Annotated in this window: 7 protein-coding genes; 1 reads left to right on the forward strand and 6 read right to left on the reverse strand. The window is 58.7% G+C overall.

Annotated elements, in window-relative coordinates:
• Positions 1 to 85: 85 nt before the first annotated feature.
• Positions 86 to 1,060 (reverse strand): taurine ABC transporter substrate-binding protein, encoded by a 975-nt coding sequence (gene tauA, locus HBN79_RS02880; protein WP_095023849.1) that lies wholly within the window; start codon positions 1,058 to 1,060, stop codon positions 86 to 88.
• A 268-nt stretch (positions 1,061 to 1,328) separates the two neighbouring features.
• Between tauA and HBN79_RS02885 the strand changes: the two genes are divergently transcribed.
• Positions 1,329 to 3,371: a c-type cytochrome gene (locus tag HBN79_RS02885; protein ID WP_169916225.1), complete on the forward strand. Its 2,043-nt coding sequence runs from the start codon at positions 1,329 to 1,331 to the stop codon at positions 3,369 to 3,371.
• A gap of 140 nt (positions 3,372 to 3,511) precedes the next feature.
• Here the strand turns inward: HBN79_RS02885 and HBN79_RS02890 are convergent, their stop codons facing one another.
• The 5 genes from HBN79_RS02890 to HBN79_RS02910 all read right to left on the reverse strand — a co-directional run bounded on the left by HBN79_RS02890 (position 3,512) and on the right by HBN79_RS02910 (position 19,091).
• Positions 3,512 to 4,921, reverse strand: coding sequence for a TolC family protein (locus HBN79_RS02890; protein WP_169916227.1), 1,410 nt, complete (start codon positions 4,919 to 4,921; stop codon positions 3,512 to 3,514).
• The gene (locus HBN79_RS02895) at positions 4,918 to 8,097 is read right to left on the reverse strand and encodes an efflux RND transporter permease subunit (RefSeq protein ID WP_095000341.1); all 3,180 of its coding nucleotides are present in this window, start codon (positions 8,095 to 8,097) and stop codon (positions 4,918 to 4,920) included. The genes HBN79_RS02890 and HBN79_RS02895 overlap by 4 nt, the downstream gene beginning before the upstream one ends.
• 15 nt (positions 8,098 to 8,112) lie before the next feature.
• Positions 8,113 to 9,357 carry a multidrug efflux RND transporter periplasmic adaptor subunit MexE gene (mexE, locus tag HBN79_RS02900; RefSeq protein ID WP_095000340.1) on the reverse strand — a complete coding sequence of 415 codons (1,245 nt, stop codon included), beginning with the start codon at positions 9,355 to 9,357 and terminating at the stop codon, positions 8,113 to 8,115.
• Between the two features lie 540 nt (positions 9,358 to 9,897).
• The gene (locus HBN79_RS02905) at positions 9,898 to 14,361 is read right to left on the reverse strand and encodes a SpvB/TcaC N-terminal domain-containing protein (RefSeq protein WP_169916229.1); all 4,464 of its coding nucleotides are present in this window, start codon (positions 14,359 to 14,361) and stop codon (positions 9,898 to 9,900) included.
• Positions 14,358 to 19,091: a neuraminidase-like domain-containing protein gene (locus HBN79_RS02910; RefSeq protein WP_169916230.1), complete on the reverse strand. Its 4,734-nt coding sequence runs from the start codon at positions 19,089 to 19,091 to the stop codon at positions 14,358 to 14,360. Before HBN79_RS02910 ends, HBN79_RS02905 begins: the two co-directional genes overlap by 4 nt.
• Positions 19,092 to 19,118: the final 27 nt, after the last annotated feature.

Raw genomic sequence — 19,118 nt, forward strand, 5'->3', positions numbered from 1 at the left:
GCAGCGCCAGAGCGGAGCCGGCGGTGCAAGGCACTGTGTTGTAGGGCGTAACGAAGCATTTGTTGTGCCAGTGGCTAACAGCTTGTTATTGCGGCAAAAATTTATCGCTGACAAAGGCTGAATAGTCGGGCAGAACGGTTTCGATCTTGCCCTGCTCCTTGAGGAACAGGGCCGTCCCGGCGATATCTTTGGCCGTGCCACCCCCCAGCAACTGCGCCGACTTTTGCTCGGCTGCCGAAGGGAAGTGCGCGCCGTGCAGCAACTCGGGGATGTCTTCGGGGCTGGCGCCGGTCAGCCGGGCGATTGTCTGCACCTGCGGCGAATCGGTAGTCCAGGCGGTCTGGTGGGCGTTGTAGTCGGCGATGGCATCGAGGCTGACTTTGGCGAATTTAGCGACGATTTCTGGATGTTTGTCCGCGAAATCCTTGCGTGCGACCCAGACTTCAAAAGTCGGTGCGCCCCATTCGCTGACCTGGCCGGCGTCGGTGAGGATTTTCCCGGTCTTGCGAATTTCCCCCAGGGCAGGTGACCAGGTGAACGCGCCGTCGATATCGCCACGCTTCCAGGCTGCGGTGATTTGCGCAGGGCTGAGGTTGACCACCTTGACCTGCTGCGGGGTCAGGTTCCAGTGTTTCAGCGCGCCTAGCAGGCTGTAGTGCGACGTCGAGACAAAGGGCGTGGCGATGGTCTTGCCGATCAGGTCCTGCGGGCCGTTGATACCGCTGCCGTCACGCACCACCAGAGCTTCGGAACCCTTGATCTGCGCGGTGACGATAAAAGTCACCAGCGGCACATTGCGCGAGGCCGCGGCAGCCAGCGGGCTTGAGCCCAGATTGCCGATCTGCAGGTCTCCGGAGGCCAGGGCCGATACCACCGCCGGACCCGAATCAAAGCGGCGCCAGTCAATCTTTTCACCGATGGCTTTGTCGTAACTGCCCTCGGCCTGGGCCAGTTTGGTGGGGTCGATGCCGGTGATATAGCCGATGGTCAAATCAGCTGCCTGCGCGCCGAAGCTGAGGCCTGCGAGGGAAAGAGCAATCAGGAGTGTGCGCACGGACATGGCTTGGACCTTGTTGTAAGAAGATAAGAAGGGGCTGTCCGGCGGTCCGGTGCAGCGAATCTAAGTGCTTTAAATCAAAGGGGAAAATACCGTTTTGGAACTAGCTTAGAGCGCCCGGCCACACACCCTGGTTGCGGCGTGCATGATCCGGGTCAAACGTCGTGGCGGTAAAAGCCGGTACAAGCGTCCTGTGAGGAGTCCATAACAAAACCAGCACGGCCCGTTTCGAGGGGACCACCCCAGATCGACGCCTTAAAGGAATAACGCGATGCTTTCTACCTTTCCACGTCTGGCATTAGCCGGCCTGACGTTGCTGTGTACCCTTGAGGTGCAGGCCAGCGAGCCGACCCCGGCAGCCAACCCCGAGAAAAACCTGATTGAACGCGGCCACTATGTGGCCCGGCTCGGTGACTGCATTGCCTGCCATACCGCCATGGGCGGGGCCGAGATGGCGGGCGGGCTCGAGCTGAAAACGCCAATGGGCACGATTTACTCGAGCAATATCACCCCGGATCCCGAGACAGGTATCGGCCAGTACAGCTTTGAACAGTTCGACAAGGCCATGCGCCAGGGTGTGACGCCTGCGGGGAAAAACCTCTATCCGGCGATGCCGTATCCGTCTTACGCGAAGATGAGCGAAGACGATATGCGCGCCCTGTATGCCTACCTGATGCACGACGTGGCCCCGGTAAAAATGGCCAATCTTGAGGCCGATATGGGCTTCCCGTTCAACCAGCGTTGGGGGCTGGCGCTGTGGAACTGGGCGTTTGTCGACAATCAGCCGTTTGTCCCCGACCCGGACAAAAGCGTCGAACTGAACCGTGGCGCCTATCTGGTGCAGGGCCTGGGGCATTGCGGCTCGTGCCATACGCCGCGTGGTATCGCCTTTCAGGAAAAGGCCATGAGCGATGACGGCAGTGCCGGCAAGCACTATCTGGCGGGGGAAACCGTCGAGCACTGGCGCGCCTTGAGCCTGCGCAACCTGTGGACGGTGGAGGACACCGTGCAGTTGCTCAAGACCGGACAAAACCGTTTTGCTACGGTGTCGGGCAATATGGCTGATGTGATCCACCACAGTACCCAGCACTTTACCGATGCAGACTTGACTGCCATCGCCAGCTATTTGAAATCGCTACCTGCAGGCAAGGATGATTTACCGATGCCAGCCGTGGCGATCACACCCGCCAAGGCACCGGATACGCTGTACAGCAGCCGTGGCGGGTTGGGTTACACGCAGTTCTGCGCTGATTGCCATCGCCCGGATGGCGGCGGGGTCAAAGGCATGTTCCCGCCGTTGAACGGCAACCCGGGGATCGTCGCGGCCAACCCGACGACACTCTTGCATATCACCCTGACCGGCTGGAAAACCCCGCAAACAGCAACGCACCCGCGGGTGTACACCATGCCTGACTTCGCCCGGCTGGGCGATGATGAAATTGCCGAGATCCTCAGCTTTGTGCGCAGCAGCTGGGGCAACGCGGCTCCAGCGATCAAGCCAGGGCAAGTCGCGAAGATGCGCAAGCAGTTGAACCCCGAGACTGTCGACGAGACCGCCTTTGTCACTCCGCGCCTGGCCAATCTGCTCAGTGCCGCCAATGCCGATCAGGTGGTGCGCGGCATGCGCCTGCATCTGCAAACCAAGGCGCTGTTACCGGATAACGTCGGCAATGCCCTTAACTGCACCAGTTGCCACTTGAACGCAGGCACCGTGGCCGATGGCTCGCCTTTTGTCGGGGTCTCAGCGTTCTTCCCCGGCTATGCGCCACGGGCGGGCAAGGAAGTGACACTGGAGGAGCGGATCAATGGTTGTTTCCGTCGCTCGATGAATGGCCAACCCTTGCCCGTAGCCTCGCCGGATATGCAGGCGATGGTGGCGTATTTTGACTGGATGAAAATGAACACGGTAGCGGGCGACAAGGTCGCGGGCCGGGGGGTGGGCAAGGTCGATCCGAAAATCGTCCCCGATCCGGAAAATGGCAAACTGATCTATGCGCAGCAATGTGCGGTGTGCCACGGTGACGACGGCCAGGGCCTGAAACAGGCCGATGGCAGCTTTGTGTACCCGCCGTTGTGGGGTAACGAGTCGTTCAATATCGGCGCGGGCATGGCGCGCACTTACACGGCGGCGGCGTTTGTGAAACGCAATATGCCGATCGGCTTCCACGAGGAATTCCCGTTAGGGCAGGGTGGATTATCGGATCAGGAGGCAGTGGATGTGGCTGAGTACTTCTCCCATCAGCCACGACCTGATTTTGTCGACAAGGCCAAGGACTGGCCCAAGGGTGGCAAACCGGTGGATGCACGGTATTAAGGGCAAGCACTCCTTCCCTCAAAACAGCGTTCGTGATTGTGTGTTTGCCGGGATTCAGCGAAGCAAAAAAAAGCCCCGCGACCGAATGTACGCGGGGCCAAAAAATGGTTGGTTGCGGCCAACCAAAGGAGCTCGTTGAATCAGTGCGCGCTGGCGACAGTCTCGGCTTGCCAGCCGCCGCCCAATGCTTTGTAAATAGCCACTACGCCGCGATACAGCTCAACCTCGGCCTGGGCCTGGCTGTCTTCGGCCGCAAGACGTTCGCGCTGGGCATCAAGCAGCACCAGAAAGTCCACCGTGCCTTCGCGATAGCGAATGGCTGCGAGGTCAGCTGCTGTACGACTTGACTCACTTTGACGTATTAACGACAGCAAGCGCTGTTGGCGTTTGCCGTAGTCACTGAAGGCGTTTTCCGACTCTTCCAGCGCCAGCAGTACTTGCTGCTCGTAACTGGCCAAGGCGCCATCGGCCTCTGCATCAGCACCGCGCAGTCGTGCCCGCACGCTGCCCAGGTCAAATGCAGGCCAGGTAATGCGTGGGCCCAGTGCCCAGGCATTGGCTGCTGCTGAACCAATTTGCGAGCCACGCCCGGCAGTAAAACCGAGGAAACCGCTAAGGCTGACCCGCGGGAACAGGTCGGCCTTGGCCACGCCGATACGGGCCGTCGCCGCTGCCAGCTTGCGCTCGGCACTCATGATGTCCGGGCGTCGTTGCAGCAGGTCGCCGGGATTGCCGATATTCAGCGCCTTGGCAATGGCCGGTAGCTGTTTGGGGCTCAGATCCACGCTCAACTGCTCAGATCGCTGGCCCAGCAAGGTGGCGATACGATTTCGCTCGCGCACCTGCTCGGCCTGCAATTGCGGCACGCTGGCTTCAACCGAGGCAAGGCGGGCGTCAGCGCGCACCACGTCCAGCTGATCGCCAACTCCGGCGTCACGCAGGCTTTCAGTGATGGCCTTGGAGTCCTGCTGGTTTTTCAGGTTGTCCAGGGCGATGCGCTCGCGCAGCTGTGCACCCCGTAGTTCACCATAGGCATCCACCAGTTCGGCAATCATGGTCACTTGCAGTTGATACAGATCGGCCGCAGCCGCCTGTTCATCGGCATCGCTGGCCTCCAGCTCGCGCTGGATACGGCCAAACAAGTCGATTTCCCAGGCCATGTCCAGGCCCAGGTCATAGCGCTCGCTGTTGACGCGCTTCTCGGTGGTGCCCGGGATCTGGCCCTTGCCCACATCACTGCTGGCGCGGCTGGTGATGGTCGGCATGATGTCGTTGCTGACATCATCGCGAATCGCCCGGGCCGCCCGCAGGCGGGCAAATGCCACGCGCAGCTCGCGGTTGCCAGCCAGAGACTGGGTCACCAGCTGGTTGAGGGTCGGATCGTCAAACTGTTGCCACCAGATCCCTTCAAAATGTGCCCGGTCAAAGCCCTTGAGGTTGTCGGCACTGATCTGTGCCGGGGCCGTGGCCGGGGTCTTGTAGTCCGGGCCCACGGCGCAGGCGCTCAGGGCCAGCACCAACAGGCTCGGCAGAAAAACTTTCACGCTCATTGTTGCGACTCCAACGTGAGGTGCTTGGCCGCTTTGCGCGCTTCACTGCGCTCTACATAGCGGCGAATCAATACATAGAACACCGGCGTCAGCAGCAGGCCGAAGAAGGTCACCCCGAGCATCCCGGAGAACACCGCAACACCCATCGCATGGCGCATCTCTGCACCGGCACCGCTGGACAGCACCAGAGGCACCACACCCATGATAAAGGCGAAGGAGGTCATCAGAATCGGCCGCAGACGCAGACGGCAGGCTTCCAGCACCGCTGCCAGCGGGTCGAGGCCTTCTTCCTGTTTGTCCTTGGCAAACTCGACGATCAGAATCGCGTTCTTGCACGCCAGCCCCACCAGTACGATCAGGCCGATCTGGGTGAAGATGTTGTTGTCACCCCCCGAGATAATCACCCCGGTAATGGCTGAAAGCAGGGTCATGGGCACGATCAGGATCACCGCCAGAGGCAAGCTCCAGCTTTCGTATTGAGCGGCCAGTACCAGGAACGCCAGCAGTACGCAGAGCGGGAACACAAACAGCGCGGTATTACCCGAGAGGATTTGCTGATAGGTCAGCTCAGTCCATTCGTAGGTCATGCCGTTGGGCAGCTCTTCCTTGAGCAGTTTTTCCATCGCCGCCTCGGCCTGGCCCGAGCTGTAACCCGGTGCTGCGCCGCCGTTGATTTCAGCGGTGACAAAGCCGTTGTAGTGCATCACGCGGTCAGGACCTGCGGTGTCGCTGACCTTGATAAAGGTCGCCAGCGGGATCATTTCTCCCTTGTTGTTACGCACCTTCAGCTGGCCGATCTGCTCGGGTTCGAGACGGAACTGCTGCTCGGCCTGCACATTCACCTGATAAGTCCGACCGAAGCGGTTGAAATCGTTGGCATACAGCGAACCCAGGTAGATCTGCAGGGTATCGAAGATGTCGCTGATGGCAACGCCGTGGGTCTTGGCCTTTTCGCGGTCGATAGCGGCATCGACTTGCGGCACGTTGACCTGATAGCTGGTGAACAACCCGGCCAGTTCCGGCACGTTATGGCTCTTGGCAATCACGTTCTGCACTTCTTTGTACAGCTCGTCATAGCCCAGACCACTGCGGTCTTCGACTTGCAGGCGGAAACCGCCAATGGTGCCCAGCCCCTGTACCGGCGGCGGCGGGAAGATGGCGATATAGGCGTCCTGAATGTCGGCAAACTGTGCGTTCAACGCGGCGGCAATTGCCGCTGCCGACTGACTTGGGTCCTTGCGTTCATCAAACGGCTTGAGCGGGGTGAACACGATGCCGCTGTTCGGGCTGTTGGTAAAACCGTTGATCGACAGGCCGGGGAAGGCCACCGAGTTGGCAACGCCAGGTTGCTTGAGAGCAATTTCGGACATGCGTTTTATTACCGCTTCTGTGCGGTCCAGGCTCGCGGCGTCCGGCAGTTGGGCGAAGGCCACCAGGTATTGCTTGTCTTGCGGTGGTACAAAACCGGTGGGCGTGTGGGCAAAGCCAGCCCAGGTCAGCACCATCAAACCTGCGTAAACCAGCATGGCGATGCCGCTGCCACGGATGATCCGCCGCACGGTACCGACATAACCGTTACTGGCCTTGACGAAGAAGCGGTTGAACGGGCCGAACAACCAGCCACCGAACATACGGTCCAGCAGACGAGTGAAGCGGTCTTTCGGCGCATGATGGCCTTTAAGCAATACTGCTGCCAGTGCAGGGGACAGAGTCAGCGAGTTGAAAGCCGAGATCACCGTCGAAATGGCAATGGTCAGGGCAAATTGCTTGTAAAACTGGCCGGTCAGGCCCGAAATAAATGCGGCCGGGATAAACACCGCACACAGTACCAGCGCGGTGGCAATGATCGGTCCGGTTACTTCGCGCATGGCCCGCTTGGTTGCATCGACGGGGTTAAGCCCCAGCTCGATATTTCGCTCGACGTTCTCCACCACCACAATCGCATCGTCCACCACGATACCGATGGCCAGCACCAGTCCGAACAGGGACAAAGCGTTGAGCGAGAAGCCAAACATATGCATCACTGCAAACGTACCGATCAGCGATACGGGCACAGCGACCAGCGGGATAATCGAAGCGCGCCAGGTTTGCAGGAACAGGATTACAACCAGTACTACCAGGATCAGGGCTTCAAACAGGGTGTGGACTACCGCTTCAATCGAACCACGAACAAAGATGGTCGGGTCGTAAACGATGTCGAAATCCATGCCCTCCGGGAAGTTCTTTTTCAGCTCGGCCATCTTGGCGCGAACGTCATTGGAGATCTGGATGGCGTTGGAACCCGGACGCTGGAAGATCGGGATCGCCACCGCCGGCTGGTTGTTCAGCAAGGAACGCAAGGCGTACTGGCTGGAGCCCAGCTCAACCCGGGCAATGTCCTTGAGGCGGGTGATCTGGCCATCATCACCGGAGCGGATGATGATGTTCTCGAACTCCTCCTCAGTGACCAGGCGGCCCTGGGTGTTGACCGACAGCTGGAAGCTGGTGGCATTCGGCGCAGGTGGAGCGCCCAGGGCACCGGCAGCCACCTGGCGGTTTTGCTCGCGAATGGCGGTCACTACATCAGTGGCTGTCAGGTTGCGCGAGGCAGTTTTGTTTGGATCGAGCCATACCCGCAGCGAGTAATCGCCCATGCCGAACATCTGCACATCGCCAATACCGTTGAGGCGCGCCAGCTCATCCTTGATATTGAGGATGGCGTAGTTGGACAGGTAGAGCATGTCGTAGCGCTTGTCCGGCGAGGTCAAGTGCACAACCATGGTCAGGTCTGGCGAGGCTTTGTCCACCGTGATGCCGATGCGCGTCACTTCTTCCGGCAGTTTGGGCTGGGTGCGGGTCACCCGGTTTTGCACCTGCACCTGGGCGTTGTCCAGGTCCGTGCCCAGGGCAAAGGTGATGGTCAGGGTGATCTTGCCGTCAGCGGTGGACTGCGAAGACATATACAACATGTTCTCCACACCGGTGATGGCCTGCTCCAGTGGTGCGGCCACGGTGTCACCGATCACTTTGGGGTTGGCACCGGGGAAGTTGGCGCGCACCACAACGGTAGGCGGAACCACTTCAGGGTATTCGCTGATCGGTAACTGGAACAGCGAAATGCCGCCCGCAATCAGGATAAGCAAGGAAAGCACAGCGGCGAAAATCGGCCGCTGAATAAAGAACTGGGAAAAATTCATCGGAGTTATCGTCCCTTAACCGCGAGGAGTCGCGACGCTGGCCAACTTCGGCGCGCCAGTGGCGGGCTTGATTTGTGGCAGGTTGCTGGCTTCCAGGGCTTGTCGTTGTTGTGCCAGGGCGGCGAGGGTCTGTTCGTTGGCCATCGGGATCACTTCAGGCGTTACCGGCGAGCCGGGGCGCACTTTCTGCAGGCCCTTGACGATAATGGTGTCGCCCTTGTTCAAACCGCTGCGAACAATGCGCAGACCTTCGATTTTCGGGCCCAGGTCCACGGCGCGGTAGGTCGACTTGTTGTCGGCGTCCATCACCAGCACGAATTTCTTGCCCAGGTCGGTGCCCACGGCTTCTTCATTGATCAACACGGCGGAGTAGGTGGCGCTACCGACCAGTTTCAGACGTGCATACAGGCCGGGGGTAAAGCTGCCGTCGGCGTTGTCGAACACGGCGCGGCCACGGATGGTGCCGGTTTGCGGGTTGACCCGGTTGTCGACGAAGTTCATCTGGCCCAGATGCGGGTTGCCGTCTTCGTTGGACAGGCCCAGGTACACCGGTGTGGTCTGGCCGCGTTGACCCTGACGGGCAAGCTGGTTGTACTTGAGGAACACACGCTCGTCAGCGTCGAAGTAGGCGTACACCTTGTCAGTGGACACCAGGCTGGTCAGCGGCGTGACATCGGCGGTGACGATGTTGCCCGCAGTGATTTCGGCACGGCTGACGCGGCCACTGATCGGTGCAGTGACGCGGGTAAAGCTCAGGTTGAGTTTGGCCAGGTCCAGTTCTGCCTGGATGGCCGCGACGCCGGCACGGGCTTGCTGGGCAGCGGTGGTGCGCGAGTCGGCCAGCTCTGCCGAAATGGCATTGCTCTGGCGCAGACGTTCGCCGCGCTGGGCTTCGTTGTCGGTACGGCTGGCATTGGCGCGGGCCTGTTGCACCTGGGCTTCAAGCTGACGCACGGTGGCCTGGAACGGGCGCGGGTCGATCTGGAACAGCAAGTCGCCCTTTTTCACCAGGGCGCCCTCGGTAAAGGCGACCTGATCAATCTGGCCCGACACGCGTGGACGAATTTCTACAGTCTCTGGAGCTTCCAGGCGACCGGTGAATTCATCCCATTCGTTGACCGGCTGTTCAAGCACCTTGGCCACACTGACTTTTGCAGCTGGAGCCGGAGCAGTCGCTTGGGGAGTTTTGCCGCATGCGCTCATCACCACAATGGCCAGGGCCGCAAGTGGGAAGCGCAAATGTTTAAGTGACTGTTCCATGAGGGGAGTCCGCCGATCTATTGAGATGGGCGGATAATGCTGGCGCGAGTGCTGGCGCACGAATCGAACCCAGCGAAGATCAATATCATCCGGAATGATACAAAGCGTTACCAAGCTCTCTAGCCTGCGCTTTTTGTTAGGAAACTATCAATTAAATTCTGTGTTATTGCCAGCGTAGGGTGTGTTGCACGACGGGTAATAATAACCAATATGTACCACCTGCCACGCTGATTGCTTGCCTAGCTGCGTGCGTCTTTGTGCCAGTCAGGTCACGCATCCATGTCTTCCCTTCATCGATTCACACCCTTACTCACGGCCTTCGATTCCCGGGGCTCAACTGTGCGCACGCTGGCATACCACCGGCAGCGTGCTGGGGACGAACCCCAGGCGCGGCTCCATGCGGTTGATGTTTCGCCACCTTGGCGGGCCGCGCTATCTGGTGGTCGGGGTGCGTAACCCGCACTGATGATGCCCTCGCGTGCAAGCCTGCAGGATGACTATTGTGCTCCGGGCCCGGGCTTGCATCGCGATGTGGTTTGTTCAGCTTGAACCAGGCTCCCAGGTGTCGTTTTCATCTTCGCTGATGCTGTACCAGGTGCAATGGGTCTGGCGGCTTAGATGCCCCCTGGCGTTGAGCTTGCTCGTCATACGGCCCAACGGGTCATAGAACAGCTGATCGCAGTAACCATCCTTGCGCCGGGCTTCATCATCGATAAAGCGATAGTGATCGGCGAAGTAAGGCCGATAGTTTCGAATGGCCAGGCCCTTGTTGTTGTATTCGACCCTGCCGCTGACCCGCCAGCGATGTTCGCTGAACGCACGCAGGGGCTTGCCGTCACTGTCAAGGCTCAGTCGCCCCGACGGGGCAACCACATACGCTTCACCCGCCGAGGTTTTCTGCTTGGTTTGCAGCTCACGTCCAAAGCCATCGGTGAACGTCAGGCTGATCCGGATTTGCCGGTTAACGCTGTCGTCGCTCGACGGGTAGTTATCGGCTTGCAGCACAGCGGCATAGACCGGTTCGCGGCGTGCCTGGAGGATCTGTTCGTTCAGTTGGCGATTCGCCGTGATGCTCATGTCCAGTGTTGCCAGGCGCATGCGGCCGCTGGCACGAATATATCCGTCCGGAGTCAGATATCCCTGCGTTACCCATTGTGTGCCCGGGGGGGCTGCCGGGATGTGGCCCATCCAGTTGAAAGGGGCGTGGAAGCAGGCGCTGGCAGCATCGAGCAGCGCTGTTTGAGGGTTGTCGATGGCAAAAGCGGGGCTGTCATTGGCTGGGCGCCTGTAGTCCGTCAGCGGGGCGAACCCTGTTGGTTTGCCATTTTCCTGGCCGTAAACACTGGTTACTTGCAACTGGCCGAATGCATCGTAGCGCGCTTGCCGAACAGTCCCCTGGGGGTCGGTGATTTCGATGGGCAACATTAACCGGTAGTCATAGACGGCTTGGGTGCTGCAACCGTCCACGGCCGTTACTGCGGCGATATGGCAACCGTAACGGTCATGGGTGAGTGTGGTCGCTGAGTGGCTTTCAGAGGCTCGCAACTGATTGGCCCGGTAGAAACCATGCACGTCGGTGTAACGGGTAAAGCCCTGTTTGAGTGACCACAGGGCTGGCGCTGCGCGGGTGTCTGTTGGCTCAGGCAGGAACAGGCTCATGGGATGGTAATGCTCCTGGACGAGGGTGCTGGCCAGGTCGAACGGGGTTCCTCCGGGCAGTGCAGGCACATCGTCGTAGGCGGCAAGTGCCTGGTCGTCGAGTTCGGCCGACTCTTTGAAGGCCGTCAGCGCCTGAAAGCTGGCCTGGCCCGCCGGTAACGGGGCGTCACTCTGCGCCAGGCAGTAATATTGCACGGACAACCCCCCCAGAGTGCGCTGTGCCTGCGGTCGCACAGGGTTGTCAGCGGTGTTGCCGATTAACAGTTCATAGCTGGTATGCGCGCTGTTGAGGGCTTCTTTTTCAAGCACCAGTGCATTGCTGCGTTGCCGGTAAGGCAGTTGCAGGCGCCAGCGTTGAGGATTGTCCAGATGAATGAACTGCGCCCGGATTTCACTGATGTAGTGCATCTGCTGGGCCGGATCGTGGGTATCGCGCCACCAGGTCTGGTGATGGGGCTCATCGAATGGCGGCAGGTCGGATGCGCGCTTGCGCCGGGCGTAATTTATGGTTACCCCGTGTGTCAGGCTGCCATAACGATCCCGGCGCAGATTGATGATGTGCTGGCAGGCGGGGTCGGTTGCCTCGCGCTCGTGGCGGTAGACCCGTGACTCCAGGGCAAGTACCAGCAGGGATTCGGGCGTCTGCAATTGACGCAGCATATAGCGGTACTGGCTGACGGTAAAAGGCACTCGTGACGATTCCGGGTCATCGGCCGCAAACACTTCTTCACGCAGTACCAGCCCGCTCAGTGCCAGAGCCATCCTGCGCCCGGAAGCAGGCGGTGGCAGTACGCTGTCTTGCTCCTTATCGGCTTCCAGGCGGGTCAGCAGTGTGTTGCCTGGCGCAAGGGCCAACCTGTCGCCCGCCCAGTATTGGTCCTGCGGCATATCAAGGGCTTTTCCGGTGTGAAACCAGGTCTTGCGCAGCAAGGGTGCGGTTGCTGCCTTGTCGAGTTTCTGGCCGGCAGGGCCCTCGGTGTCGGTTGCCATCAGCAAACCGAAGCCCTGGAACTTGCGTTCGAGACTGTCGTAGAAACCTTCCCTGTAAGTGAAGCGTTGGGTCAGCTGATTGCCGCTGATCTGATCCAGCTGTTGCTGCTCGCTGACCAGATGCAGCGCAAATGGCAGGCCTCCGGTGCGCTGTGTCCGTTGCGGTTTTTCGTCCAGCCACTCCTGGGCACTGCTGCGGTAGGTAACCCGGCCTGATGCCCCCATGTTGTTGTCGGTACCGATCAACAAATAGGGTTTTTGCCGGACAAAGTCGTATCGCCAGTGACGGGCTGAAGGGAGAAGGACGGAGAGGATCAGGCTGGTACAGCCCAGCCCTTGCAGGTCGGCCACACTGACCTGGCAAAAGCGGTCATGCCTGACCCCCTCGGGCCAGGGCAGCGCTGTCGGCACGGCTTGCAGGCCGTTGCCGCAGAGGTTCATGAAAATCAGTGCCCGATCGGGCTGAAGGTAGATCAGGTCACTGGCGCCGGAGCCATCCAGATCGGCCAGCAGTACTCGCGAGGCCTCGAATTCGGCGTAGGTGAAGGGCAGGGTGGCGAATACGAACCCTTTGCCAAATCGGCCCCGGCCCAGATTTGGCCAGCACTTGATTTCATCATGACGAATGCGTACCAGATGTTGCTGGCCACTGCCCAGCAGATCGCTGAACGCCATCAGTTCAGTTTCGCTATTGCCAGGCAGTGGCAGATCGTTATCGGGATGCGGCATGTCCGCGGCAGGGGCAAAACCCTGCGAGCCCTTGTTGCGATAGAGCCGCACACTGTTGCGGCCAATCAGCGCCAGGTCGTCAATACCGTTACCCATCAGGTCGGCGAGCTGGGCTGTCGGCTGGAAGAACTCCTGCGGCAATGCTGCAAAAGGCGCGAAGCTTGCCCAGCTCCGGTCGTTTTCCAGGGTGAAAAAACCGCTCATGCCCGGCTGGGCGATGATCCACTCCAGCTGGCCGTCGCCATTGAGGTCCGCCAGGGACTGGTACAGCGCACCGGTCTGCTGTGCCACCGGGATACGCTCCAGCATTTGCAGCGGGCCATAGGCGACGTCATCAGGCTCGACCGGGTTGGCAGCCCGGACGGGTTCGCGGTAGTACCAGCTTTTGTCAGAGCGCCAGAGCACTCCCGGCAAGCCGTCGTTGTAGAGGTCAACCAGTTGATAGCGCTGGTTGTCGTTGATACCGTCCAAAGCGTCAAAGCGTTGATAGCCTGAAGGCATGCCAGTTAACTGGAAGTCGCTGTAAGTCAGCTCCAGGGGCGGCCAGTGGCAGATCTTTGCGCTGGCATCGCAGGCCTGGCTGTGCAGGGCCTGCAACAGGCTGCCTGCGGTTCCGGTGGTCATGTACTCCAGCAGCAGCCGGCGGGTCAACACCGGTTCGCGGCCCATTGCAGGCTCTTCAGGAAAGTAGTGGAACATCAGGACTTGCCGGCAAAGACGCCGGCTCGCCAGTTCAAAGCCATAGGCATAGTTACACATTGGATCACTGCGTTCCGGCCATGGTTGTTGCACCCCATAGGAAGGGAGGCGAGTCAGATCAGTTGTGCGTTCGCCGTAGTCAAAGAGCAATTCAAAATGCCATTGTTTTTGCGCCGGTGTTTCAACTGTCCACAGTTCCAGATGCTCCCTGGGCACGATATTGGTGTAGCCGATACGGGCAAGGTAGCGCTGGGCGCTGTAGTCTCGAGGGCCACTGCCCCGGGTGTCAGCCTTGTACTGATAGTGGATCTGCTCGCCGTGGGGGTTGAGGCTTTCCTCAAGCAGCCATTGGGCAACATGGGCAGGCGCCTGCGGATCGGCGATGCGGGCCGCGTGCGTTTTGCCAAACAGGTACAGGTTGCCGTCTGCGCCCTGGACCAGCCAGAACCCTGCGGGGTCTGACGTCGATGACCAGTGCTCAATGCGATCGAAAGTGGTTTCGTGGCGTGGCAGGTAGCGCACCACAGTGTAGGTGGTGTTCAGTTGAAGCCCGTTGAAACGGCTGCTGGAACGGGTTTGCAGCATGCCTTGGGCTGTCCGTTCGGGGAGCAGTTCCGTACCTGACGGACCGATAAATACATCCTCACTGTCATAGGCGGGTACGCCCTTGAGCGTGCTGCGTGCAATCGAGCCAGCGAAGGCTGCCCAACCGATTCCGAACGGGCCATTACCCAGGGCACTGTTGTAAGTCAGGCTGATGGCCGGGTCGAAACCCCGGCCCGGCGACAGTGGCAGGGGAACCTCGAACGAGGCCGCACCGGTCATACCGACGGCTCCCCATGTGGTGCCGATACTTTGTATTGCGCCTCCGCCCTTGGGCAAGGACGGTGTTTGCACCTCGCCTGTACCGTGTTGTTGGGTCGTCATCCCTGACCTCCTGCGCTTCTCGCTGTGTAGCGCACATGCACGATGATGTCGCTGAGGGAATTAAGCATGGATGACTGGGCTGCAGGGTTGGGAAACGCCAGTCGCCATTTGGACACTGCCCCGGTGTACTCGAAGGGCAGATAGCGTTCGTCATTATCGAAGTTGAGGGTGAACAGGCCGCTGTCATTGAGCCCTGTGGACAGTGCGACCTGCTCCCTGACCCGCATGTTGTCGAGCATATCGTCGTCTTTTGCAGACAGGTGGGTTCGGTTCCAGGTCTGGGTCAGGGTCGCGCAAATGTCTTCATAAGGTCCGAGCGTGGCAGGCAGCGAGACGCTGACGCTTTTTATCCGGCGCAGGTAATGACCGGGGTAGTCGTCGTCGAACAGCGCCTTGCTCAACTCAAAATCCACGGTGCCATTGACGATCATTTCGTGCTTCAGCGACGCCCAGTCCTTGTTCAGCGTGGGCACCCGATCCTTGCCATGCAACAGGCGCAAGGACAGGGTTTTGCTGATTTCCAGTTCACGCTGGTTACGTTGCATATAGGCAGTATTCATGTTCTGCAGGTCGAGCTTGAGCGACTCGCCTGCGGTCAGCCCCTTGAATTGATTGTGCCAGTGGCTGCTTTGGATAAAACGGGTGTTCCAGTCCGCACGTTCAAATTGCCAGCATGCCTGTGCGCTCAAGCACAACGAATGGGCTGCGTCGTAGGCCTGATAGTAGAAAGAAGCCAGATGACTATTGAGCCACTGATACAACTGTGCGCTGGAAAAATGCTTGCTGAGCACCTCGTAGGTGAATCTGGCCTGCTCCATAGCTGTTTCCGTGTGTCTGAGTTGCAAGCGCAGCACCGTGCTCTGCTGTTCGTGGGCCTGCAGTTGCAAGTCGGCCTGAATGAGCTCCTGACGGCACTGCTCCAGGGCCTGGGACCACTCCTGGACGCGGCGGTTGAACAGCGCTGTACGATCCAGATGACCGGCATTGGCGCGTTTTTCATTAGCCATATTTCGGGCCGCAGCCTGAATCGCATAAAAGGCGCCTTCATAGCGCATCCCGCCGTTGGAAGTGCCGAAAATATTGGGTGCCAGCATCGCCAGCCCTGCAGCAGCCTCGGCTACGGATGCTTTGGTTTCCCACTGTGCGCTTTCAAGATATTGCTGGCTGGCTTGTGCTTCGGCTGGAGAGATACCTTCATTGAGCAGTTTTTCGAAATACTGCTGGCGGCTTACCAGTACCTGGCGACCGGCCAGCAGCGCCTCGCGGTTGGCCTCGTCAGCCCGCATGCCCTGGCGTTGTTGATCGACGGCGATTCTGGCGAGGTCCCAGGCATGTTGTTGCTGTAACTGAAGGTGCTCGTTCTGCTCTTTGCGCTCGAACAGCACAAGCAGGGTATTACCGAGCTGGATGACATTCTCGACCAGGGTCGCGGCATGGGCATGGACAACATGGTAGCGATAATGGCCGATTTCCCTGGTTTGTTGGCGGGTCGCAGACAATGGGTCAGAGCTGGCATTGTGGGCGTAGTGGCTCAACAGCAGGTGCGGAGCCAGCCCGGGTGCGAACAGTGCCTGTTGCAAGGGTTTTGCGCTGATACTGAGGTGATGTCGAAGGTTGTAGAGACGACTTTCAAGTTTGTCCCAGCGTGACACCAGATCCGGATTCAGGGGCAGGTACAGGGTGCTCTGGCTTGATGCACCCAGATCCTGCAGGGTTATGGGTTGCCAGGGATCGGCTCGGCTGATTTGCGGCCTTGGCCCCAGCAGGCTACTGGCCCGAACGTACCAGAGCTTGGCCTCTGCCAGGCTATCGGCACTGGCTTGACGATAAGCGGCATCGCCGCGATTGAGCAGGATGTCCAGGTACAACATATATAACGCTTGGCGGAAACAGGACGGGCTACTGAGGGCTATCTGGTGCGGATCGTCCGGGTTGTCCTGCTGGTAACCCGGCTCTGATTTGTCCTGGGTCAGGGCGGGCACTTTCCAATATATTGAGTGTTGCTGCGGTTCAGTTGCCCTGCTTTCTGGATCGAAGATGTATTTGAGCCAGGATTGGGCCTCGGCATAACGCTGCTCCATGTTCAATCGGCAGGCCACCAGCCAAGGAAGGAAGAGGAACAACTCCCGGAAATACTTGCCATGGGCGCCATGAAAATCCAGGGAGTGGGGCTTGGCATTGCTGGTAAGCGCCGGTTCGTGCGATTGATTTGTGGCTATCGTAAACAGCCGGTCGAGACTGACATTGGCGGCGGCGCTCAGGTGTCTGCCAATAGTGGTGTTCATGTGGATCGGCGCACGAAGGGTTCTCGGTGAAGCCACATCGCTGTACTTGAGAAGGGAGCCGCTGAAGTCGATAAACTCGGCTGTTCCTTCAGGCTGCGCCGGGCTGCGTGAGATTCTGGGCGCCAGAGGTGTAATGGGGGTGGCGTTATTGGGATCCAGTTTCAGTCTCAGGGACTTCAGTGCATAACCTCGCAGGCTGCGGCTGTTATGGCGTGTGTCCGTGTCGTAAATCAATACTCCGTGAAGGATCGTGATTGGCCGGGTACCCGTGCTTGCAATGCTGCTCACTTCCTCTTCAGGCCGGAGCGTTTCAGGATTGAGTTGAATATGGGCGCTGAACAGATGGGCCGGGGTCAGGCTTGTAAATACGCCGTTGAGTGCGCGGCGGGAGGTATTGGGTTCACCGACGATATAGCTGTTGTTGCGATGGATGTTGTAAGGGTGCGGTGTGTTTTCGTCCCGTGGAGTCATGATCACGGGCTTGTAGTGGCGGGTATATAACGTGGCAATGACACTATCAAATAACCAGTCGTTCTGACTGTTCACTTGCTCATTGAGTGTGGCGTAAAAATGAAGAGTAATGCGGTGGTCGGAATGAGCGTTTTCAAACAAGGTATTGAAAGCGTCGTATTCGATGTATCTGCCTTCCAGCGAAACGTTCCAGTCTTTGCGTACGGCACTTAACCTTTGCGGTTTTACGACGCTGAGGGCGTCGTCGGGAAATTCATATATCAGGCTGGAATAGGTAACGCCGGTTTTGTGACTGGTCATGGAGACCGATACCCAGCTGCAGGGTGGGATCAGTTCGGTCTTGAGAGTCAGCAGCGAGCTATGTTCCAGCTTGAGTTTGCCGCTGCTACCGGGAAGCGGCCGCAGAAGGGCAAGATGGAGAGTAAGTTCGGCCCAGTTGGTACTCGCCCTGAAGGTGACCGACTGCTGTTCGGGGAATGCTTTTTCAAGCCTGGCGTTGACTTCCAGCGCACAGGATGTGGTGTTGAAGACAATATCGCTGTGGTAGTGCTGGTCACTTATATAAGCCTGTTTGTTCTCGAAGTTCCAACCTGTAAATGCCGGGGTCGGGGTACTGCTGACGATGTCTGTTATTGCGACGGTTTCGCTGGTCGGGGCGTGGAAATTGAAATTTCGCGAATTGTTGTAGATGAACAGGGATAAATAACGTTTTGCCAGTTTTTCGTGTTCAGCGTTGGGTTTAAGGTCTGCCACTGTGCCCCTTGAGAATAACCGCTCACTGCTTAAGTCCTGGTCGAGTCTCACGGCCTGGAAAAAGTCGCTGCGGGTGTGATCCCTGCCGGCGACGGGCTTTTGCGGAGCATGGGCGTTCAGCCCTAAAAACAAGGATGCCGGGCTAGTACTGGTGTCCAGCACTGCCACTGTTTCAGTCGCCTGCATCAAGGCGTTCTGGTCCAGTTTGTTAAGCTCTTTCATCACGCAGTATTCATCACTGCACACCCGTGGCACGCTCCAGCTGCCATCGTATTTCATGTAGGAGAAGTAAAGGCGGAACTGAATGAAACGACTTTTCAGGTAGTTTTCCAGGCGTGCTTTATAGTTTTTTTCCGATTCGTCAGGCTCTGACCAGAAATAATCAGCGCTGTAACTGGCCGCTGCCGGGGATATGCATTGAGCCCAGACAACAAACAGGCGGTTGTTAAAGCAAATCGGACGGACGCTGTGCTCCGGGATGTTTTCCGAGGCAGGCAGAGGTATTTTTTTCCAGTCAGACCAGGCGCCGGGGTGTGGTGCGTCCTGCTTGAGGGCAGGGGCACCCCCTGTGGCGGGATGCAAGTAGCGCCTGGACATATCCAGCGAGCGCCAGTAGTAAGTGTTCTCGACAGTTGATCGGGCAACAAAGTAGTAAGTGCTCTCGGCGAACCTGTCTTTTTCACCATCAATGTAACCATTCAGGGTCTTGAGGCTGCAGATCTCTTCAAATCGGGCCAAGTAGCGTTGAATGGCAGGCAGTATATTGTCCGAGTTAATTCGACATTGATTTATGTCGTTCTCAAGCTGCTGGAAACTTTCGGTTTTATCACGGCGTAACATCGGGTTCAGATAGTTGGCCGGAAAGCTGCGTAACTGTTGAATCGCACGCCAAACCGAATAGGCATGCAGATTGTTGCGCCAGGTGTTTTGTTGTTTGGTTGTCATGCCAAGTTTGTCGTAGCCAGGCTCCAGCCCCACTGAAATGGCGTTGATATATTGCTGCAGGCTGGCAATGGCGCTGGCCACACGACTGGTAGGCACTGCCTGACTGACTTGCACATCCAGCAGCCAGTAGGTGTACAGGTCGTTGGCGTTGTTGATTGTGTGCTTGCGAGCCGGGGTTTGCAGGGTGGTGTCTTCAGGCAGCACGTAGGTGAGGTAGAACGCGAGCAAGGCATCGCGCAGCTGCTCATTGAGTTGCCGGTGGCGTTGGTCAGACATGGACATTCCTCGGAAAGATGTATGAGC

Origin of the sequence: Pseudomonas sp. WS 5051, assembly GCF_012985715.1 — a bacterium.
Lineage (GTDB): Bacteria > Pseudomonadota > Gammaproteobacteria > Pseudomonadales > Pseudomonadaceae > Aquipseudomonas > Aquipseudomonas bubulae.

What these genes read in the sequence shown, in the direction of transcription:
- tauA (WP_095023849.1), bottom strand. Translation starts at nt 1,060, where the DNA reads ATGTCCGTGCGCACACTCCTGATTGCTCTTTCCCTCGCAGGCCTCAGC.
- HBN79_RS02885 (WP_169916225.1), top strand. Translation starts at nt 1,329, where the DNA reads ATGCTTTCTACCTTTCCACGTCTGGCATTAGCCGGCCTGACGTTGCTG.
- HBN79_RS02890 (WP_169916227.1), bottom strand. Translation starts at nt 4,921, where the DNA reads ATGAGCGTGAAAGTTTTTCTGCCGAGCCTGTTGGTGCTGGCCCTGAGC.
- HBN79_RS02895 (WP_095000341.1), bottom strand. Translation starts at nt 8,097, where the DNA reads ATGAATTTTTCCCAGTTCTTTATTCAGCGGCCGATTTTCGCCGCTGTG.
- mexE (WP_095000340.1), bottom strand. Translation starts at nt 9,357, where the DNA reads ATGGAACAGTCACTTAAACATTTGCGCTTCCCACTTGCGGCCCTGGCC.
- HBN79_RS02905 (WP_169916229.1), bottom strand. Translation starts at nt 14,361, where the DNA reads ATGACGACCCAACAACACGGTACAGGCGAGGTGCAAACACCGTCCTTG.
- HBN79_RS02910 (WP_169916230.1), bottom strand. Translation starts at nt 19,091, where the DNA reads ATGTCTGACCAACGCCACCGGCAACTCAATGAGCAGCTGCGCGATGCC.